Here is an 18,855-nt window from a genome sequence, read left to right as displayed (position 1 = left end):
AATAAAAAAGAAGAACGCACCTAGGCGTTCTCCTATTTTAACATGATTCCTCAATACACCGGATACCCCGCTACAAACATTGCCAAGTACAATATACTACCCACAACAGATATAACAGTGAGTGCAACATCCTTCGGCTTTTCATTAGTAAGCGCAACGGCTGCAAATGCTAGCGGAAAAGCAACAAGCAAATAACGCGGGGCTGACAGCAGCCAGGTAGCTCCCACTACGAAAGCAAAATACACGATAAAATAAGCAGTATAGGATGGCCGTAGTTTTCTTGCTCCCATAAACATGATAATTAGTGCTGAGAATATAGCGATTAAATTAGGCAGCCACATGCCGAGAAAAGAACGGCTATCTCCACTTTTAAAGGTGCCCACCGCATATTCCACTTGATATCTTACGGTATCGAAAAAGAGATAGAACTTCTGTGACCAATGCTCTCTCTGGTAAATACTGAACTGAAAAGCATTTCCCGTAACATAGTAGTTGATATAAAGATAAGCCAGCAAACCCATCGATATGATAGCAAGACAGCCAACGGCGGTGGTCACCTTATGTATAAACGCTTTTTTATCTAGTAATTTATAAATTCCTATAAGTTCCCGTGCAAATTCAATCGCAACCGGTACAATCAACAGCACCCCTGGAGAACGCGTATACGCTGCGAGTGCACCGCATAAACATCCGATGAGCCATTCTTTTTTTCTCACAAAATATAAACACAACAGCGATAAGGCCAGAAATAGAGATTCGGTCATTGGGATGAAGAAAAAGAACGCAGCCGGAAATATAAAAATATACTTCACTACTCGCATAGCACTCTTTCGATGCATGTCTAGTGAGGCAAGCTCATAGGCGACCAAGGCAGCAACAAGCGAGCAAATATTAGAAACGATGAAACCAGCGACGAGATAATTCCCTACGAATACCTGAACTACTTTAATTAGATTTGGAAAAAAAGGAAAAAACACAATATGGTATTTCGGATCTCCCTCCGTCACATACCAATTCTCCGCGATGCCCAAATAATGTGAAGCGTCGATCACCGATATATGCCAGGTCTCAGCTATTTTGTTAAACAAACCACCGGAATAGCCATTCTGTATGATCAAAAATATATAACCGATAAACATAAGCAAGACCCGACTAGCCACTATCCAGCCGATAATATATAGCCAAGCCTGCTTTCTGTCCCGTGTTTTATTTTCCAGAGTTACTTCAGGTGCTGGATTTGTCAGAACAAAATCTGTCAAAACAGGGATAGTGCGGAGTCCCAATAATATAAAAAGTACGAAACAGGCCACGGAAGCAAGGGTACCCATCATAGTCCAACTAGTGGTCGAGTTTACCCAGAAAATAGCCGTCACCATCATAATGAACATGAAGATGAAGGAAATGATTTTGTCGTGCTTTCTCATTTGAACCTCCAAAGATAAATTCTTACAATAATCTAGTTAAAAAAGGAAAATATTACGCATAGAAATATAATAGTCTCTGGAAATTTTTTTGTAAATCATTTCTTAGATCCTCATAGATTCTAAAAAAAGTCTATGCACTGAAATGCATAGACTGTATGTATAGCCCTATTTTAACAACTCTAACACGCCTTGAGGCTGTTGATTAGCTTGAGCCAACATGGCTTGTGATGCTTGAGATAGGACATTGAATTTGGTAAGCTTCATCATTTCCTTTGCCATATCCGCATCTCTTATTCGTGATTCAGCTGCTGTTAAGTTTACTTCGTAATTGGTTAGGTTATTATGGATATGTTCTAATGCATTTTGATACGCGCCGTACATTGAACGCTTGGATGAAACGGTATTTATAGCCTTGTCTATTTTCGAAATCGCTAATTCGGCACCTTGTCTAGTTGAAAGATCTATATCCGCAATTCCCAGAGCAGTAGTTCTAGCATCTGTTAATTTAACAGTGAAGTTATCCCCAGAGTTTGCTCCGACCTGAAGGTTTACTGTTTTGTAATCATATGTGGTACCGGGGTTTGATCCATAAGATACATTGAAATTGGTTATTCCAGTTGTAGTTGAAAAAGTGTAACTTCCGTCATCATTACTAATAATGTTATTTAATCTATCCGTAGAGCCCCCACCATTTAGATTAACATTAGCCAATTCATTTCCCTGTGGATCAAAAATGGAAAGACGATAATTATTATCTACTATTCCTCCAACGATGTAATTCCCATCTTTCATTTCTGTAATGCTAGTAAGTTGACTGGAGTTGGAAGTTTCATTTGATATATTCTTCTCCCACAATACGTTTCCACTACTGTCTAGTTTATAGATTAATCCACTAGTTTTAGTAGAGTCGTTATAAGAACCAACAATTATGGCCCCTCCATCACTGGTTGCGATGGCGCGGTAACCTTCATCATCCCCAGCAGCACCGACTCGTGTGTCCCATAACGGATTTAAGTTACTATCATATTTCACAACCCAGCTTGACTTATCGGTATAAGAACTGTTTAGTTTGAGACTTGATGAACCAATAGCCAAATAACCGCCGTCAGCAGTTTCAATAATAGAATTAAATTCTTCGCTTCCATAGCCAACAGGATTGGATTGTGAAGAACCCACTATCGAGGTGGATTGTTGCACACCACTACTATTAAATTTAGCCATAAGGCCATCCCAATTTTGAATACCGGAACCCGTCCCTGCCACAATAAAGGAACCGTCACTAGTCTCAATTACTTCATTCCCCATAATGGAGTAGACGCCAGATACCCCTGTACTCCACTGCTCATTCAAATTCCCATCCCATTTAATTATATTTATCCTTTGATCGGAAACTGCTCCTGCTGAAAAATCATTTCCTAATAAAATATAACCACCATCACTAGATTCCTTAATACTATATACATCCATATTAGGAATTGCTTGTGACCAAACTAGATTACCCATACTATCTAATTTGAAGGGATTATTACCGGGAATTCTTATTCCGACGTAACCTCCATCTGAAGTCTTAGATAAATCTCTGGCAGGTATGTTAGCTGTCCAGTTCGTACTTATATTGCCCTGTACTGGGGTAATATTCGTGTTTACTTCAAGGTCATTATTCAATAAATGAATTCCATTAAATTGAGTGTTATTAGCAATATCATTTATCCCAAGCTTTATCTGCTCAACTTCTTTTTGAATCAATGTTCGATCAAAATTTGTTAAGGTATCATTTGAAGCCTGTATTGCAAGCTCCCGTAGTCTTAGCAGATTAGGATCTTGTATAGTTCCAAGTCCACCCTCAGCAGTCTGAATTAGTGAAATACCATCCTGTGTATTCCTTGCTGCCTGAGACAATCCACGAATCTGTGCTCTCATTTTCTCAGAAATTGCTAATCCTGCAGCATCATCTGCCGCTATATTTATCCGAAGTCCAGAAGATAACCTCTCCAGTGAACTTGTAGTAGATTTATTATTTTTATTTAATCTGTTCAAACTATTTAAAGACGTGATGTTGTGACCGATTCGCATTTAATCACCTTTCAATTGTTAGTATCTTCTATATCGGATAGTCCTTAGTAATTTTTTAGGTCAAATTACCCGTGTCTTAAGGCCTCACCTTAAATTCCCACCGTCCCCCGCTGAAAAGTTGAATATTCGCATACAAAAACGGCGACCTATCACCGGTTAAGCACCGACAACAAATCACCGCTAAAATTCTGACTAGATCATTATCATTCAAACGGATAAATCCAGAAATGTTCTGTTCCAAAACGAGCTTGGATCTCTTTATCATTTAAAGGTTTGCTGCCCAACAGCTCAGCAGCTTGGAATTGGGAACGATGCGCCTGAATGGACGCCATCTTGTGCTTGAGGAAATCTCTCACATCATTGATAACCTTTGGCTCCCCAATCTCTACAATATTATTAGCAAAAGCTATACAGTGAACAGGAGGTCTTTCTTCCTTCGGCAATCTTGCAACGGTTCGGATCACTGCAGCTCCAGTAGCATCGTGATCAGGATGAACGCTGTACCCTGGATAGAACGTGATGATCAGCGAAGGTTTAAGCTCTTTCAAGAGCGCATCAATCTGCCCATCGAGCAAGACCTGATCTTCGAATTCTATCGTCTTGTCGTGAAAACCAAGCATTCTTAAATCCTGTATGCCAATAGCCTCGCAGGATTCCTCCAGCTCCTTCTTACGTATTTCTGGGAGGGTTACCCGATTCGCAAAGGGCGGGATGCCCATATTTCGGCCCATTTCTCCAAGCGTTAGGCATGCGTAGGTAACTTGGGTCCCATTTTGTATATGTTTGGCAAGGGTCCCTGATATACCGAAGGCCTCATCATCCGGATGTGGCAAAATAACAAGAATATGTTTTTCCACAGAACTCTTCATCTCCTCTTCCATTAGAACGGCTCTCGGCTTAATTGTAACGATACGATCAGTTTGCCTTGAGGATCATGTCCCGCCATAATCAATCTGCCTGTCTCACTCTCTTCATAGTGAGTTAGCCCTTCTGAGTATACCCAGCCCTGCGACATTTTTAAGCCGACCCGATAAGGACCGTTGCCGGAAATCGAACCATGGGAATATCGAATAACAGCATTGGTAATAAAAGTAGCGGCTGGATGCTTCGAACTATCTAAATGGGCAGCGTAGGCTCCCGTTGTCATCTCAAGATGGATATATAGATCCTGATCTTTAAGCAGGTCGATCCTATCTTGTACTTCCGATTGATTGATTAGCTGCAATGTTGCGCCTCCATCTCTGACTGAATATATACATACAAAAAATAAGATCCATACCTTATAGAAGGACGGATCTGTTATATGATAAGCGGGTCCGTATTTCTTTTCAAAGTATAACGTGCAATGCTATGTAATTCAATGGATAGAGCGATCCCCTCCAAGTGTAACAGTAATGGACTGGCTTTTTACTGTTCACCTGAAGGGGATAATATCACTGAGAGGTTATGCTGTTTATATTAGATCACGAACTGATCTAACATCTTTACGATGACTTCACGCTTTACTGGCTTGCTGATATACTCGTCCATCCCGGCAGCTAGACAATTTTCGCGGTCACCCTTCAAAGCATTAGCCGTGACCGCGATGATGGGCGGACATTTCTCTTGATGCTCATCTCTTAACATCTTCATAGCCTCTATACCGTTCATAATGGGCATGTGAAGATCCAATAAAATAAGATCAAAGGGTTCTTTCCGTGCTGCTTCAACCGCATCTATGCCGTTTGTTACGGCGATAACGCTGTGACCCATTTTTTCGAGTATTTTGGTCAGTACTAGCGCATTAATAGTGTTGTCTTCAGCAAGTAAAATTCTTGCCTCACGTGCGGTATGAAGCTTGTTAATGTTAGCCTCTTGGCGAGGGATTACCACTGATTTCTTGGGCTTGATTGTGAAGGTAACCGACGTACCGCTCTTGCCGTCACTCTCCGCATAGATCTCACCACCCATCATTTCGACAATTCTGCGGCTGATGGCAAGGCCAAGCCCCGTACCTTCATGTCTCCGCATCATAAAGCTATCCACCTGCTCAAACGGTTCAAAAATATCAGTAAGTCGATCAGGATCAATTCCAATGCCAGTATCGGTTACCGTAAAGGCAAGCAGGGAGGGATCTTCCTTTATAAGCCTCACTTTTACCGATATGCTGCCCGCCGGTGTGAATTTCACAGCATTGCCTAGCAGGTTCAAGAACACCTGCTTCAAGCGTTCCTCGTCACCGTAAATAAATTCCGGAACGTCATGATTTATGATGCTGGTGAGCTCCAGATTTTTTTGTTCAGCTTTTATTGCAATAACAGAAAAGCTGTCCTTGAGGCAAGTTCGCAGATCAAATGTATCCTCTTGCAGCTCGCTACGGCCTGCCTCAATTTTTGAAAGATCAAGGATATCATTAATTATATTAAGCAGGATTCCTCCGCTTTTGCGAATGATTTCTACATATTCACGTTGTTCTTCATTAAGCTCTGTTTCAAGCAAAATATCAGTCATGCCGATCACTCCGTTCATGGGAGTGCGAATTTCATGACTCATCATAGCCAGGAACTCACTTTTAGCTCTATTCGTGGACTCTGCGGCTTCCTTAGCTAGCGACAATTGCCTTTGCTCGGAAATGTCCTTGCATATAAGGTAAAATCCGATATTATGATTGTTCACATAAATGGGTGCAATACTGGTGAGCACTTCAACGACTTCGCTGTCCTTAGTGACAAGCTTATTGATATACTGCTCAACCGTATTATCGTAAAGGGCTCTTTCCAGTATGCGCTGGACATTCTCTTCTCCAATCAGACTCGCAAGCCTCATCCCGATCAACTCGGACTCGATGGCGTAGCCCGTTATCTTTTCCGCCATACTATTGGTGTTAATGATTCGACCGTCAAGGTCAAAGGAAATGACGGCGTCATGGTTATATTTTTTAAGCGACGTATACCGTTCAACAGACTCCTGAAGGCGTTGCTCGGATTCCTTTTGCTTTGTAATGTTAACGATTTGGCAAATGAAATATGCTGGCTGGTTCGACTCGTCGCTGAATAAGTGGAGAGTAAGCTGTCCCCAAATATAATCTCCATTTTTTGTGACAAACTGCTTTTCCATCTGCAATTTCGCCTTCTCACCCAAGAGTGCCTTTAAATCATGAAGGTTGCCGAAATCATCGGGGTGAGAAAGGTCTTCTAACCGCATACCCTCAAACTCTTCAGTAGAATAACCAAAAGTCTGTTCAAAGGCTGGGTTTACGGTCAGAATCAAACCATTTGGCGATAAAAGGGCGATCCCAAAGGAGGCGTGATTAATCACCTGTTGGTTGAACTGTTCCTGGTTTAGATTTACGCGATGCATAGCGACCTCCATGGATGATGTGATTTTTGCGTGAAAAAATAGACCTTCTAATTAGAAGGTCCTATTTATAGCTTATAGTCTAATTTACCCACTTTGTTATTAATTGAATCCGTTAATTTAACGGGATCGAATAGAACACTCGGGACCCCTTATTGTTAGTATACCAAATAATTTTATCACCACTAATAATAGGACTGCACTCTGATAAGGCAAAATGCTTGATCGTTTGGATGTCGCTAGTAGCTTTCCCCGCTCCATCTATAAGAACATATTTCAGATCACCCGGATGATTCTCTTTATCAAACTCCTGCCACAGCACCATCATTTTGTCGTCTGTGATTTTTACTAGTTTAGGGATGGACGCGATCAGGTTCGTACCTACATATTTAGCCAAGGTAATGTGATTCACCGAAGTACTGCTCAGGTTGGACTTGGGCAACACACTAAGCATGACATCCCTTTGGTCTGTTTCCAAACCCACCATCTCATAAGATGTATACTCTTTGACTAGGGAATGATCTACCGAATTCATAGCGACTATATAGTTCGCCGGGGACATCTCAAATCCGCCTATAGAAACACCCGTCGCGTTCGCTCCGATTTTGCCGGGAATATTAAATAAGTCCACTTCGTTATAACTGGCTCCGTCTCCTTTATTCAGAACAATCGAACGGGGATAAGCGTCGCCGTGATCGACTAGAACATGCGCTGTACCATCAAACAATACATATTGGTCAAAAGAGTGACTGACATGATTCTTCTGGAATCTTCCCAGATCATTGGTCACGGTCATGGATTTAGTATTTACGATAATGGTAAGCTGGGATTGATGATTTAATTTATCTTCTGTCGTGTATCTTGTACGTGAGGTGTGAAATACAAGCGTATCTCCAGCCTCAGCCATACTACCGGAGCCTGAATCAAACGGGCTAACGGTATAGCTCTCCCCACCCTTTATGGAGACACTGTCTACTCTATTGAAGCTTTTATCATAACGGACAATACGAATGACTTCTTTGCTATCATTCTCTTCGCGGTTCTCTTGGCCAAAAGCAATATAGTTATACTTCTCCCCACTAAAGAAGCCACCAAACACCGGAAGCTCAAAAGGAATGCTCTTATTGCCTGTTAGTTCATACTTCTCATTGTACGTTTCAATCGTAAACTCTTTGTTCGCCTCAATAACACTTACAGTCCCATCCTTATTATTCACAAGATAAGAAGAGGCCGTACTTTTCCATCTAGGAAAATAAGAAGATTCCCCGTTACTCTCAACTACAGCCGCCGTCTTTACCCGGTAAGCATGATCTGGGATTTTGGAGAATAACGATATGCGATCAGACTGAACGTCAAATTCAATATCGAACGGGATTTTACCCGCCAAATCTCTCAACTGAAAATAATTGTTATCATCAATATTGTACGCCGTAATAGACTGCAACTGTCCATTGACCAGCACCTTAGAATTTGAAAGCGTAGCTGCATAATTTCTATTGCGGCTATAATAGTTGCTCGTAGTTTTCTTTTCGGGCGTATAAGCTTGTCCAGTTATGATCTCAATCGCATTGTTCGCTTTATTCCAAGTGATATCAAACTGGCTGCTCGTTCCCGAGAAATGCTCTGCCAAATCGCGTAGTCTGAAATAATTGTTATTCGATATGTTGAACCCATTCAGGTTCCGCTGTTCTCCATCAAAATATGTACTGCTCTCGGTTACCTTAGCCTTCACCGTACTGCTCGCAAAGGTTGTAGTGCCGAGCGCTGGTATAACCAGTAATACAATTAGCAAAACACTAAAAATCCTCTTCATCCGTCTTTCCTCCATTAGATATATTCATTAGCTATTATATTTATCGGTATTTTGCTGTGCCGCCTTAATTTAGAAAGGAACGTCAAAAAGCACAATCTGCATAGTCTCGCGATCTTCGTTCTATCGTTTGGTTGCGGGTAATCCGTCTCTCAAGAAAAAAGCCGTCTAAACTCAGGACAATACCCCTGAAATTTAGTCGGCTGCATCTTAAACTTGGTTTGTTTTAGAAGCATGAAGCTTTTTTAATGTAATCTTTCATCGAACATGAGTTGAATTTGAATACCAAAGGGATCCTCAATGATACCGTAGGCATTGCTAAACACATTGCTGGATAAAGGAGCAATAATTTTCACGCGCTCGTCTGTGATTAAGCTTTTATAAAAACCTTCAATCCCCTCTAAGTCAGCACTTTGAATACATAATGAAGTGTTATTGCCCACTGTATATTTCTCATTCGTATTCATTGTATCTTCTGCTATCATTATTTTTGTTTTTCCGATTAACAGGACAGAGTGAGTAATATAATCCTTATTTTCATCCGTAAGCTGTATGGAGCTGTCACGCTCTGCGAGTTGTTGATAGGTGACACGTAACAATTCCTCTGCGTTAAAATGTTTTTTGTAAAATTCTATAGCTTCCTTAGCTCTTCCATTCATCGATAAAAAAATAGCTACTTCTAGGGTTGTACTCATAGTATAAATCTCTCCTTTTTATATATTTGATATCTGGCCTTAAACTTATTATCCTATATAAAGGTATCAAAACATGACACCTTTATAAGGAGTTTTATATATGAAAAAATCAGAACGGTTAAATGACATGATGAGGTACTTAAACAATCGAGAATTCTTTAATTTAAGTGATCTCATGGATAAATACGCTATTTCAAAAAGCACAGCTCTACGCGATATTAGTTCATTAGAACAATTAGGTATGCCTATTTTCGCGGAACATGGAAGACACGGACGTTATGGACTTTTAAAAAACAGATTGTTATCCCCTATTATTTTCACGATAGATGAAGTCTATGCGCTGTATTTTGCCATGCTGACGTTAGAATCTTATCAATCTACACCCTTTCATCTAAGTGTTAACAAGCTAAACGAAAAGTTCGAGCATTGTCTATCGAGTACACAAATCAACCAGATTCACAAAATGAAAAAGGTCCTGAAATTCGAAATGTATCAGCATAAGCATGTCAGCCGTTTTTTAGATAAAATCCTAGCAAGTATTCTAAATGAGAGTGCCTGTAACATTGAATATACAAAAGAAAACCAAACAAAACGCTACCCTGTTCAATTCTTTAGGATTTCCGCTAGGTTTGGTCAATGGTATGCCACTGGAATAGAGCTTACGACGAATACATATAGAGTTTTTAGATGTGATCGAATAACCTTCATTGAAGAAGAGGAAAGCAAGGCTCGTTATGCTATAGAAGAACTTCTTAGTCGTTCATTAGAAATCTATCAGTCTGCGAAAAGTATTGACTTTGAAGTTGAGATTGCGGAACAAGCAAAGGATATTTTTTATAAAGAACATTATCCTTCTATGGAAATAGAGGTGGGTCCGAAAACAGTCATTAAGGGATTCTATAATCCAGGTGAAGAGGATTTCTTGGCTAATTATTTTATGCGATATGGTCATGCTGTTACATCTGTGAAACCTGAAGCCTTAAAACAAATAATCAAAGATAAATTAGAGCAACTCGTAAATCACTATCAAAAAATATAAAGCTAAGCAAAAGGGGTAAAAAACACAGCTTGGAGAACTGCCTTAGCCTTCTTGAGGTTGCGCGTATCCAGTTGGTTTAGCATGTCTACGATTTGACTCATTTCATCGTCTTCCACTGGCTCAAGAGATGCTCCAGCAGTTAATAATTCTTTTTCAGCAACCGATTCCGAATGAACCCATGACGCTTCCAAAGTATCCTCGAAGGCTTGGATTATAAATAACAATTCATCTGTGTTATATCTCTGCAGAAACCGGTTTATCCCTTTATTCATCTGCTTATGTAGGGCTGAATGCAAATCGAATATTTCTTTCCCTAGAGGTGTTGTAAGAAAAAGCACTTCTTTTTTATTATCGGGGAGAAACTCCGTGCGAATAATTTCCTGTTGCACTAATTTTCTAGTGATTTTGGACACGCTGCCTTTTGGAATTCCGAATTGCTTCGAAATGGTAGTGCCATTCACCGGCTCAAGCTGTCCAATCGCATCTATTACATGCAGCATCATGACTGTGGAGTCTTGGAGGAAATCAATGATAAGGGGATTACTGCAGTTCTGAATCAACCATTCCTTCTCTTCATCATCCTCCGATTGAAATCGCTTTTGTAGTTGGGGAATCATCTCTATCAGTTTTTTTATCAAAATATCCTTATTAGTTAAGTTCTCGAAAGAATGCGTCACTGTTAAGTCTCCTCGTAAATTCATCTTATGCTCATTTTAACAAGACACAGATCATAAATAAAGTTTCCTAGAAATAATATTGACAACAGGGAAACTTAAAACGTATTATTGTTTCCATAGTTAATATTTTATTTCAAGGAAACAATAATACGAAAAGAAGGTATTTATATGAATGTCTTAATTATTTTTGATCATCCCTACGGAGCAACAGCGTCCGAGAATGTCCCCCATCAGCGAAGCTATTCCGCAGCCTTATTAGCCTCCGTAAAGCGAGGTCTCACCACCAAAGGCCATACGATTGATCTTATCGATCTGCATGCCGATGGATTTGATCCAGTCATGTCGCACGAAGAACTCACTGCTTGGCGGCAAATGAGAACCACCGACCCGCTAGTCGCCAATTATCAGCAGCGTCTTATAGCAGCGGATCATATCGTCTTCATTTTCCCTATATGGTGGGAAGCTATGCCCGCTCTTACCAAAGGTTTTCTTGATAAGGTATTCGCAAAAGGCATTGTCTACGAAGAAACTAAACCTGGGCGGCCCTTCAAATGCTTGCTCCCGAATATCAAAGGAGTGTCCCTCCTGACCGTAATGAACACGCCCGACTTCTTTTATCGCTGGATTTTTGGCAACCCCATCACCAAAATTCTGTTCAGAGGCACCTTCCGCAAAATGGGAATACGAAAGAACCTGCGTTGGTATAATTATGCCGGGATGTCAGATCGCAGCTTAGAAGAGCGGGTGAAGCATCTTGATAAAACAGAACAACGGTTTGCACGACTGGACTAAACTAGACTAGATCAAATTACTCAAGCGCTGACTGATTCTGAGAACTGAATCTCTGGTTTCTTCATCTCCCTAAGCACCAGCAATCCAATGAATAAGGATACAACGCCGATAATCATCAGCAGCGCCCCCAGCTCCTGACTGTAGGCTGTTAGCGCCCCATCCCGAAAAGCCATTCCACGTATGAGGCGATTAAGCCAGTTCATAGGTAATACCCATGCGGAAATTTGAAAAAACTCTGGAAAGGCAAGTGGGCTCAGCTGGATTCCAGTAGCAAGAAACGACGGATACAACACGAAATTGGTTCGTAAATTAACTTTGGATACGTCTTTGGCAGTATAACCAATTAACAGTCCCATAAGCGACAAGGCAAAGGCATATACAAACAGCGGAATAATAAACAGATAAGGCTCTGCTTCAAAGCGTATTCCCCCCACCTGCTTTAATAAGCCATAACATAGGAGCAGCGAAATAGTGGTCAAAACAGCGTAAGGTACACTGCGAACCCAAATCTGCCAAAGAGACTTCCCGTTTGCAAAGAGTTTCCCCTCCTGCCGCAACCGAGGGACAATTGAACCCGCTGCGCTTGTTGTAATCATCAGCACCACAATATTCACAAATCCAATGACCATAAAGCTCACATAACTTGTGGTCGGGTTAAACAACATCCGCTGCTGAAGAGATAACGGAGAAGCAAGCCCTTTAGAGGTTTCGGCATCCATCCCCTTTTGAAGGAGCCGGGTCATAGAAAGAGTCGCATTTTCCGTCTGGATGACTTCCTGAATCGCAGTCCGGATACTGGTTAACCCCGATGGCATTGTATTATCCATTAAGATGCCAATATTCGTTGATATCCCCTGCTGCTGATGTTGCCCCAACTCTTTGGGAAGCATGAGGACCGCTACAGCCTGCTCATTTGCTAGTAACGTCTCTGGGTTCAGGCGGCTGGAGTACACGTTTGTTACGTTCATATATGGAGAGGCATTTATCTTTGAGATCAGCTGACGTGAATACGAACTGTGATCCTCATCAATGACAATAACATGCGATTCGCTGATTTGGTTCTTCGAGAACATTAAGCCAAAAAACAGGGCCGCAATAAGCGGACCTATAAAAATCAGGCGTAAATACTTACTGCCCGCCACATACTTCCATTCGTCAATCAGTGACTTCATCGAGCTTCACCTCCGCTGTCATCCCCGGAAGCAAATCAGCATTCCCATCCATAGTTACACGGACAAGAAACATGCTTAAATCAGCTTGCCCCTTTTCACGTGACATACGTAAGCTCGCAAATTGAGGCGCAGTTGCGATGGATGTAATTACACCTGTCACCTCCGTTGGGTGCTCCAAATATGGAAAATGAACGCCAATGCTTTGATCCACCTCTAGCTTTTGGATTTCACTTTCCTGTATGTAGAGGTCTGTATAAAAGTTGTTTTTTTGCAAAACCGCCATGGGCATTCCTAGCTGGACTAGATCTCCCGGCTTTACAATAATCTTGTTGACTGATCCGTCCTCCGGTGCAACTACATCCGTTTCTCCTTCAGCAGATTTAACCTTAAACAGCACCTCTCCCTGCTTTATGGAATCACCCACAGCCACACTGACCTCGACAATTGACCCTGGACTATTCTGATAAAATATTGTCTTCTGCTCCGCATCCAGAATCCCTTGTTTTCTGCTCTCAGCCTGACTGACTGCATCCTTTCCTTTTACAGCAAGAAGCGCCCCACCAACAATCAGCACAATCGCAATTCCTATATATAGCCCTGCTTTTATCTTCATTTTCCACTCTCTTTCATCCCCATTTTTTTAACTGCATTTTCAGCAGCCTCCATAATTACTTCTCCCAATGTGGGATGAGGGTGAATGGTCATTGCCAAGTCCTCCACAGTGGCTCCCATCTCAATAGCCAGAGCAAGCTCCGACACGAGTGTGGATGCCTCTACTCCAACGATTTGTGCACCCACTACGACTCCTGAATTTAGGTCCGCTACAAGCTTGACGAAACCTTCCGTCTCCCTCAAGGCCAAGGCTCTTCCGTTAATCCCAAAGGAGGATTTGCCAATAACCAGCGAAATGCCTTTTGCCTTTGCTTCTGTTTCACTTAAGCCGACACTGGCCAGCTCTGGGTGCGAAAAAACAACGAGCGGGATGGCTCGATAATCAACTTCGGAGGAGAGACCTGCAATGGCCTCTGCCGCAATCTTTGCTTCGTACGATGCCTTATGAGCGAGAGTCGGGCCTGCCGTAATATCTCCAATTGCAAAAATATGCGGGATAGCTGTTCTGCACTGTTCGTCCGTCGCAATCAATCCCCTACTCGTCACTGGCAAGCCTATGCGATCTAGTCCTAAATTGCCGTCTGTATTTGGTTTTCTGCCCACAGTAACTAACACATATTCCGCTGTAACATGCTGCTGTTCCTGATTTTTTAAATAATGCAGTGTAATGGTATCTGTACTCTCCACTACGTTCACTGCTGTCGCTCCGGTAATAATCTTCATGCCATCGGCTTTCAGCTGCTTTCCAACAGGGCTCACAAGCTCCGCCTCAAATCCAGGCAGCACTTGTTCTCCTCCTTCCAGAATCGTTACCTTTGTTCCGAATTTGGCATACATCTGCCCCAGCTCGACACCAATATAGCCCCCACCTATAACTACTAGGCTAGTTGGAATCTCAGGGAGCGACAGAGCTTCTGTGGAAGACAAAATACGTCCGCCAACAGGAAAGGCTGGCAGCTCAATCGGACGAGATCCTGTAGCCAGGATAGCTTTTTTAAAGGATAAGGTTTGCTCCTGTCCAGACTGACTGATGATAGCTGTATGTTCATCCATCAAGCTAGCCTCTCCTTCGAAAATGCTCACCCCAGCAGTCTTTAATAAATAACTGACTCCACCTGCCTGCTTATTCACAACTCCTTGTTTAAAATGCTGAGCATTTTTAAAAGATGCTGACGCATCTGCAAAATTGAACGGTCTGAGCAAATCATAGCGATGTGATTCTGCAATTAATGCTTTAGATGGGATACATCCAACATGTGTGCAGACTCCGCCAAGCTGGTTGCGTTCAACAATCGCTGTCTTCATCCCAAGCTGTGCAGATCGCAGCGCCGCCACATACCCCCCCGGACCTGATCCAATGACCAATGTTTCTACGGCTTCAAGCTTACTCATCTCCTGATACCTCCTGTTGAACTTTTTAAAATATGATGAACGTAATATATTATTACCATCATATTTTAAAACAGTCAATAACCTTGCCTCGCCTTTCACGAGCTAACTTTCTCAGAATCGCTAAATTGACAGGCTTTATTATGACGACTATAATATTTTAAAAGTAGAACTATGAAGCTGTGGAGTGATTACAATGCCGTATCCCAAAGGTCATAAAATAAAAGTGCGAAATAAAATCGTTGAAAGTGCTGCTCAGGCTTTTCGCACCAATGGTATTCACGATGTAAGCGTTCCGTTCATTATGAAGGGGGCCGGATTAACTCATGGGGGGTTTTATTCCCATTTTGACAACAAAGAACAGCTTGTCGCGGAAGCCTGCCGGTATGCCATCAGCGATACCATCGCACTTCTGCAGAAGGTCGCTGACCAGGAAGAGCAGAATCCCAAAATCAATGCTGTCATTGATTATTATTTAAGTCCGTATCACCGCGACAAAATGGAGATGGGCTGCATTATCCCTGCCCTCTCTAGCGAAATATCCCGTTCCTCAGAAGAAGTTCGGCAGGTATTCACGCAGGAACTGGAGCGGATGATTGCTTTTATCTCTGATCTGGCGGGAATTGACGCGTCCAAAGGTAGCGCACTGTTCAGTACTATGGTTGGCTCCCTTGTTCTTGCACGGACGGTTAAAGATCCTGAACTGAGCGACAACCTGCTCTCGTCTGGCAAACAGTATGCCAAAGAGCTCGTAAGAGCCTAATATATAAAAAACACGCCAATAAATGGCGTGTTGTAGTTAAATTTATTAAAATTCTTCATACGATGCGGGATCTTGATCAGCTATGCGGCCTGTTGGCGAGGTTAATCCGGAAATAATGGTCATCTCCGCTTCCGATAATTCAAAATCAAAAATATTCAGATTATCACGCTGATGCTCTAGAGAAGAAGCCTTTGGAATGGGAATAGCCCCAAGCTGTATATGCCAACGTAAGATAACTTGCGATATTGATTTATTATGAACCTTGCCTATTTCCGCTATTTTCTCATTTTCCAGTACACTGCTAGCCCGTCCCAATGGACTCCACGATTCAATCACTACCCCATGCTCTTTGTTCCATGAACGCTGTTCTTCCTGATTAAAATGAGGATGCAGCTCAATCTGATTCATGCTCGGCGCTACACCAGTTTCTTGTATCAAACGTTCAATATGCTCCGGCAAAAAGTTACATACACCGATGGAGCGGATCAAACCTTGCTTACGTGCCTCGATCATCGCCTGCCAGGCCTCAACGTATAGATTCACTCTAGGGTTAGGCCAGTGGATGAGATAGAAATCATAATATTCCAATCCGGCTCTGAATAAAGACTCCTGTATAGTAGCCAACGCTTCTTTATAAGAGTGATGGCGTCCTGGCAGCTTGGAAGTAATGAGCAGCTCTTCCCTAGGCACAGAACTTTGCCGAACAGCCTGGCCTACCGCACCTTCGTTCTCATAATTAAACGCAGTGTCGATCAGACGATAGCCAACATCAATCGCCTTAGTGATGTTTTGTGCTCCCTCAGTACCGTTTAACGCGTAGGTACCAAAACCAATAGCAGGCACCTTCACTCCATCGTTCAATACGATTTCAGGTATTCTCTCAGTCATCGTCGCACTTCTCCTTTGTTGTCATTTAAGCCCCTGCCGATCCATCTTATAATTATTATAACATCCTCATAGTAAATCAATCATTGGGTTACCTGAACAACCTCTAGTCTATTGGTAGGCCGCTTTCGTGGGCAACCGATTTATTTTTTATAGTAAAATGAATCTACAACACGGGATTTTCGTAATGTTATGAATTAAAAGTAGAGATAAGAGGTGTATCCAATGAAGGAGCATTATCCAGCTAGGCTTGAATTGTTCGCAGACAACGCTCAGAGGATCAAAAAAGCTTTCCCATGGCAAAATGCAATGGTTAACCGGTTAGCGGCACTATTGTATGCTGTAGAGGACAAAGTTGCAGATGACGAAGCTATCCGTGCTAGCTACGAGCTAATTAAGGAGAGTACCGGGATTTTCTCTCAATTTAGAGGAGCTTCGGTGATCAGCATTGCCGCCCTGCTCTCTCTTTCTGACGAGAAGGAAACTCTGCTTGCAAACACACTTGCCGTGTATGATTTAATGAAGGAAGCCAAATTCAGAGCCTCTGATTATCTCGTCGTTGCTGCCTATCAAATCGCTGCTAATGCAACATCGGATCGATATCAGCGTACGGTAGAACGGGCAAAGCTATTTTACGATAGTATGAAGGCAAAACATCGTTTCCTTACCGGACAGGACGATTATATCTTCTCCGCTATGCTTGGGCTTTCCGATATCGATGTTGAGAGTGGCGTAGACCGCATGGAGCAGCTCTATGTAACGCTTAAGCCCGAGTTTATGTCAGGCAACAGTGTGCAGGCCCTGACCCAGGTATTGATTCTTGGGGAAGAAGCCCCTCAAGCAGCGGACCGTGTATTGGCATTAAGAGATACATTTCGTGCACAGGGTATCCGGCTAGACAAGGAATATACCCTCTCCTCACTGGGCGTGTTATCCCTGCTCCCTTGCAACAAGGAGGACATCGTTACTGATGTCTGGGAGACTTACGAATTTTTGCGTACAAAAAAGGGCTTCGGGAACTGGTCTATTGGCAAGCAGGAATTACTGCTCTTGTCTTCTGCACTGGTAGCCTTCAGATCTGTGGAGGATGTGCAAACCGGCGTATTAACTACGATGCTTTCCACCAACATTACCAATATTATAATTGCTCAGCAGGCTGCTCTTGCCGGGGCAGCGGCTGCGTCAGCTGCGGCTGCAGCTTCTTCTTCGAATTAGATTGAATCGTGAGGGAAAGATATGGACTCAATAAAAATCTTCACAACTAGAAATGAAGAATTGTTAAACCGTCTACTGAACATTTGGGAATCATCCGTGCGGCATACTCATCTTTTTCTATCCGAGCAGGATATTGATGCTTTGCGGCCGCTGGTCACGCAGGCGCTTGAGGGCATAAGCGATCTGATTGCTTTTACTGATGATGAGGAACAGTTGCTTGGCTTCATAGGGGTTCAGAATAATAAGATTGAAATGCTGTTCGTAGAACCTGCTGCAATGGGAAAAGGCGCTGGAAAAGCGCTTGTAGCTTATGTCATGCAGGAACTCGACGTACACCTCGTAGATGTGAATGAGCAAAATCCCCAAGCTTTAAGTTTCTATGAGCATATGGGATTTCAGGTTTTTGAGCGTTCAGCACTCGACGAACAAGGTAATCCTTTTCCTATCCTGCACATGTCGCTTAAGTAGCTTTTTCCTATGCAGGAGACAGTTCGATGCATTTTAGTATCGTAAAAGACAACAGAGCAGCGATTCTCTCGTTTGAGAATGCTGCTCTATTGTTTAGTTGTCTGCAGTTTAGGTTGGCGAAGCTAGGAGCGGATAGGCGGAGCGGCTCCGAGTATTCGGTTCAGCTGTATCTACCTCTTCATCTACTTCTACCTCTTCATCTACTTCTACTTCTTCATCTACATTTACTTCTACTTCTACTTCTACTTCTACTTCTACTTCTACTTCTGCTTCTGCTTCTGCTTCTGCTTCTGCTTCTGCTTCTGCTTCTACTTCTAAATCTACGCATATACCCTCACGCACATTGCCAAATCAAAGCTCTCTGTTGCTTGCGGACTCAGATGACGCTATTTGCTCATTTATCGCCCTTGAAGCATAGTTTCGGACTCCAGTGTCGCTATTCTATAGAAAGAGCATCATTTCTGGCGTTTTTTATGCCAATAGCTGCTATGGAGTCCGATATCAT

General features: G+C 42.4%; 18 protein-coding genes. 5 read left to right on the top strand and 13 right to left on the bottom strand.

Translation table 11 applies throughout. The annotated features are described in order from the left end of the window. Positions 1-50 precede the first annotated feature (50 nt). From MKZ09_RS04430 to MKZ09_RS04400, 7 genes are all read right to left on the bottom strand, one after another. On the bottom strand, positions 51-1,424 hold the full coding sequence (locus MKZ09_RS04430) for a hypothetical protein (RefSeq protein ID WP_076207667.1): 1,374 nt from the start codon (positions 1,422-1,424) through the stop codon (positions 51-53). A 165-nt stretch (positions 1,425-1,589) separates the two neighbouring features. Next, on the bottom strand, positions 1,590-3,497 hold the full coding sequence (locus MKZ09_RS04425) for a flagellin N-terminal helical domain-containing protein (protein ID WP_076136810.1): 1,908 nt from the start codon (positions 3,495-3,497) through the stop codon (positions 1,590-1,592). Between the two features lie 203 nt (positions 3,498-3,700). Continuing rightward, the gene (bshB2, locus tag MKZ09_RS04420; RefSeq protein WP_038574105.1) at positions 3,701-4,354 is read right to left on the bottom strand and encodes a bacillithiol biosynthesis deacetylase BshB2; all 654 of its coding nucleotides are present in this window, start codon (positions 4,352-4,354) and stop codon (positions 3,701-3,703) included. Positions 4,355-4,377: 23 nt separating this feature from the next. Then, the gene (locus MKZ09_RS04415; RefSeq protein WP_076207665.1) at positions 4,378-4,722 is read right to left on the bottom strand and encodes a YojF family protein; all 345 of its coding nucleotides are present in this window, start codon (positions 4,720-4,722) and stop codon (positions 4,378-4,380) included. A 233-nt stretch (positions 4,723-4,955) separates the two neighbouring features. Next, a complete protein-coding gene (locus MKZ09_RS04410) occupies positions 4,956-6,836 on the bottom strand; it encodes a PAS domain S-box protein (RefSeq protein WP_076207663.1) in 1,881 nt (626 codons plus the stop codon). Between the two features lie 112 nt (positions 6,837-6,948). Then, positions 6,949-8,646 (bottom strand): hypothetical protein, encoded by a 1,698-nt coding sequence (locus MKZ09_RS04405; RefSeq protein WP_076207661.1) that lies wholly within the window; start codon positions 8,644-8,646, stop codon positions 6,949-6,951. Positions 8,647-8,888: 242 nt separating this feature from the next. Further along, positions 8,889-9,338 carry a VOC family protein gene (locus tag MKZ09_RS04400; protein ID WP_076136816.1) on the bottom strand — a complete coding sequence of 150 codons (450 nt, stop codon included), beginning with the start codon at positions 9,336-9,338 and terminating at the stop codon, positions 8,889-8,891. Positions 9,339-9,438: 100 nt separating this feature from the next. Between MKZ09_RS04400 and MKZ09_RS04395 the strand changes: the two genes are divergently transcribed. Further along, positions 9,439-10,377 carry a helix-turn-helix transcriptional regulator gene (locus tag MKZ09_RS04395; RefSeq protein WP_076207659.1) on the top strand — a complete coding sequence of 313 codons (939 nt, stop codon included), beginning with the start codon at positions 9,439-9,441 and terminating at the stop codon, positions 10,375-10,377. A gap of 2 nt (positions 10,378-10,379) precedes the next feature. Here the strand turns inward: MKZ09_RS04395 and MKZ09_RS04390 are convergent, their stop codons facing one another. Next, complete coding sequence (locus MKZ09_RS04390) at positions 10,380-11,054, bottom strand: winged helix DNA-binding protein (RefSeq protein WP_256719287.1); 675 nt, start codon at positions 11,052-11,054, stop codon at positions 10,380-10,382. A 168-nt stretch (positions 11,055-11,222) separates the two neighbouring features. Between MKZ09_RS04390 and MKZ09_RS04385 the strand changes: the two genes are divergently transcribed. Beyond that, positions 11,223-11,846, top strand: a complete 624-nt coding sequence (locus MKZ09_RS04385) for an NAD(P)H-dependent oxidoreductase (RefSeq protein ID WP_076207655.1) — start codon at positions 11,223-11,225, stop codon at positions 11,844-11,846. Positions 11,847-11,866: 20 nt separating this feature from the next. Here the strand turns inward: MKZ09_RS04385 and MKZ09_RS04380 are convergent, their stop codons facing one another. From MKZ09_RS04380 to lpdA, 3 genes are read right to left on the bottom strand one after another with little or no spacing between them, the layout of a single operon-like run. Beyond that, positions 11,867-13,018, bottom strand: a complete 1,152-nt coding sequence (locus MKZ09_RS04380; protein ID WP_076207653.1) for an ABC transporter permease — start codon at positions 13,016-13,018, stop codon at positions 11,867-11,869. Further along, the gene (locus MKZ09_RS04375; protein WP_076207651.1) at positions 13,002-13,631 is read right to left on the bottom strand and encodes an HlyD family efflux transporter periplasmic adaptor subunit; all 630 of its coding nucleotides are present in this window, start codon (positions 13,629-13,631) and stop codon (positions 13,002-13,004) included. Before MKZ09_RS04375 ends, MKZ09_RS04380 begins: the two co-directional genes overlap by 17 nt. Further along, the gene (lpdA, locus tag MKZ09_RS04370; RefSeq protein ID WP_076207649.1) at positions 13,628-15,022 is read right to left on the bottom strand and encodes a dihydrolipoyl dehydrogenase; all 1,395 of its coding nucleotides are present in this window, start codon (positions 15,020-15,022) and stop codon (positions 13,628-13,630) included. Before lpdA ends, MKZ09_RS04375 begins: the two co-directional genes overlap by 4 nt. 193 nt (positions 15,023-15,215) lie before the next feature. Here lpdA and MKZ09_RS04365 point away from each other — a divergent pair, with 193 nt between their 5' ends. After that, positions 15,216-15,782 carry a TetR/AcrR family transcriptional regulator gene (locus tag MKZ09_RS04365; RefSeq protein WP_076136828.1) on the top strand — a complete coding sequence of 189 codons (567 nt, stop codon included), beginning with the start codon at positions 15,216-15,218 and terminating at the stop codon, positions 15,780-15,782. Positions 15,783-15,827: 45 nt separating this feature from the next. Here the strand turns inward: MKZ09_RS04365 and MKZ09_RS04360 are convergent, their stop codons facing one another. Further along, complete coding sequence (locus MKZ09_RS04360; protein ID WP_076207647.1) at positions 15,828-16,670, bottom strand: aldo/keto reductase; 843 nt, start codon at positions 16,668-16,670, stop codon at positions 15,828-15,830. A gap of 222 nt (positions 16,671-16,892) precedes the next feature. Between MKZ09_RS04360 and MKZ09_RS04355 the strand changes: the two genes are divergently transcribed. Beyond that, positions 16,893-17,882, top strand: a complete 990-nt coding sequence (locus MKZ09_RS04355) for a DUF4003 family protein (protein WP_076207644.1) — start codon at positions 16,893-16,895, stop codon at positions 17,880-17,882. Positions 17,883-17,903: 21 nt separating this feature from the next. Then, positions 17,904-18,350 carry a GNAT family N-acetyltransferase gene (locus MKZ09_RS04350; RefSeq protein WP_076207642.1) on the top strand — a complete coding sequence of 149 codons (447 nt, stop codon included), beginning with the start codon at positions 17,904-17,906 and terminating at the stop codon, positions 18,348-18,350. A gap of 108 nt (positions 18,351-18,458) precedes the next feature. Here MKZ09_RS04350 and MKZ09_RS04345 read toward each other — a convergent pair whose 3' ends face one another. Then, a complete protein-coding gene (locus MKZ09_RS04345) occupies positions 18,459-18,692 on the bottom strand; it encodes a hypothetical protein (RefSeq protein WP_143767376.1) in 234 nt (77 codons plus the stop codon). Positions 18,693-18,855 lie beyond the last annotated feature (163 nt).

Source organism: Paenibacillus sp. FSL R5-0908 (genome assembly GCF_038006245.1).
Lineage (GTDB): Bacteria > Bacillota > Bacilli > Paenibacillales > Paenibacillaceae > Paenibacillus_AQ > Paenibacillus_AQ odorifer.
This window is presented reverse-complemented; position numbering and strand designations above follow the sequence as displayed.

Coding starts and splice junctions, on each gene's coding strand:
- MKZ09_RS04430 (WP_076207667.1), bottom strand. CDS start 1,424: ATGAGAAAGCACGACAAAATCATTTCCTTCATCTTCATGTTCATTATG.
- MKZ09_RS04425 (WP_076136810.1), bottom strand. CDS start 3,497: ATGCGAATCGGTCACAACATCACGTCTTTAAATAGTTTGAACAGATTA.
- MKZ09_RS04410 (WP_076207663.1), bottom strand. CDS start 6,836: ATGCATCGCGTAAATCTAAACCAGGAACAGTTCAACCAACAGGTGATT.
- MKZ09_RS04405 (WP_076207661.1), bottom strand. CDS start 8,646: ATGAAGAGGATTTTTAGTGTTTTGCTAATTGTATTACTGGTTATACCA.
- MKZ09_RS04400 (WP_076136816.1), bottom strand. CDS start 9,338: ATGAGTACAACCCTAGAAGTAGCTATTTTTTTATCGATGAATGGAAGA.
- MKZ09_RS04395 (WP_076207659.1), top strand. CDS start 9,439: ATGAAAAAATCAGAACGGTTAAATGACATGATGAGGTACTTAAACAAT.
- MKZ09_RS04385 (WP_076207655.1), top strand. CDS start 11,223: ATGAATGTCTTAATTATTTTTGATCATCCCTACGGAGCAACAGCGTCC.
- MKZ09_RS04380 (WP_076207653.1), bottom strand. CDS start 13,018: ATGAAGTCACTGATTGACGAATGGAAGTATGTGGCGGGCAGTAAGTAT.
- MKZ09_RS04375 (WP_076207651.1), bottom strand. CDS start 13,631: ATGAAGATAAAAGCAGGGCTATATATAGGAATTGCGATTGTGCTGATT.
- lpdA (WP_076207649.1), bottom strand. CDS start 15,022: ATGAGTAAGCTTGAAGCCGTAGAAACATTGGTCATTGGATCAGGTCCG.
- MKZ09_RS04365 (WP_076136828.1), top strand. CDS start 15,216: ATGCCGTATCCCAAAGGTCATAAAATAAAAGTGCGAAATAAAATCGTT.
- MKZ09_RS04360 (WP_076207647.1), bottom strand. CDS start 16,670: ATGACTGAGAGAATACCTGAAATCGTATTGAACGATGGAGTGAAGGTG.
- MKZ09_RS04355 (WP_076207644.1), top strand. CDS start 16,893: ATGAAGGAGCATTATCCAGCTAGGCTTGAATTGTTCGCAGACAACGCT.
- MKZ09_RS04350 (WP_076207642.1), top strand. CDS start 17,904: ATGGACTCAATAAAAATCTTCACAACTAGAAATGAAGAATTGTTAAAC.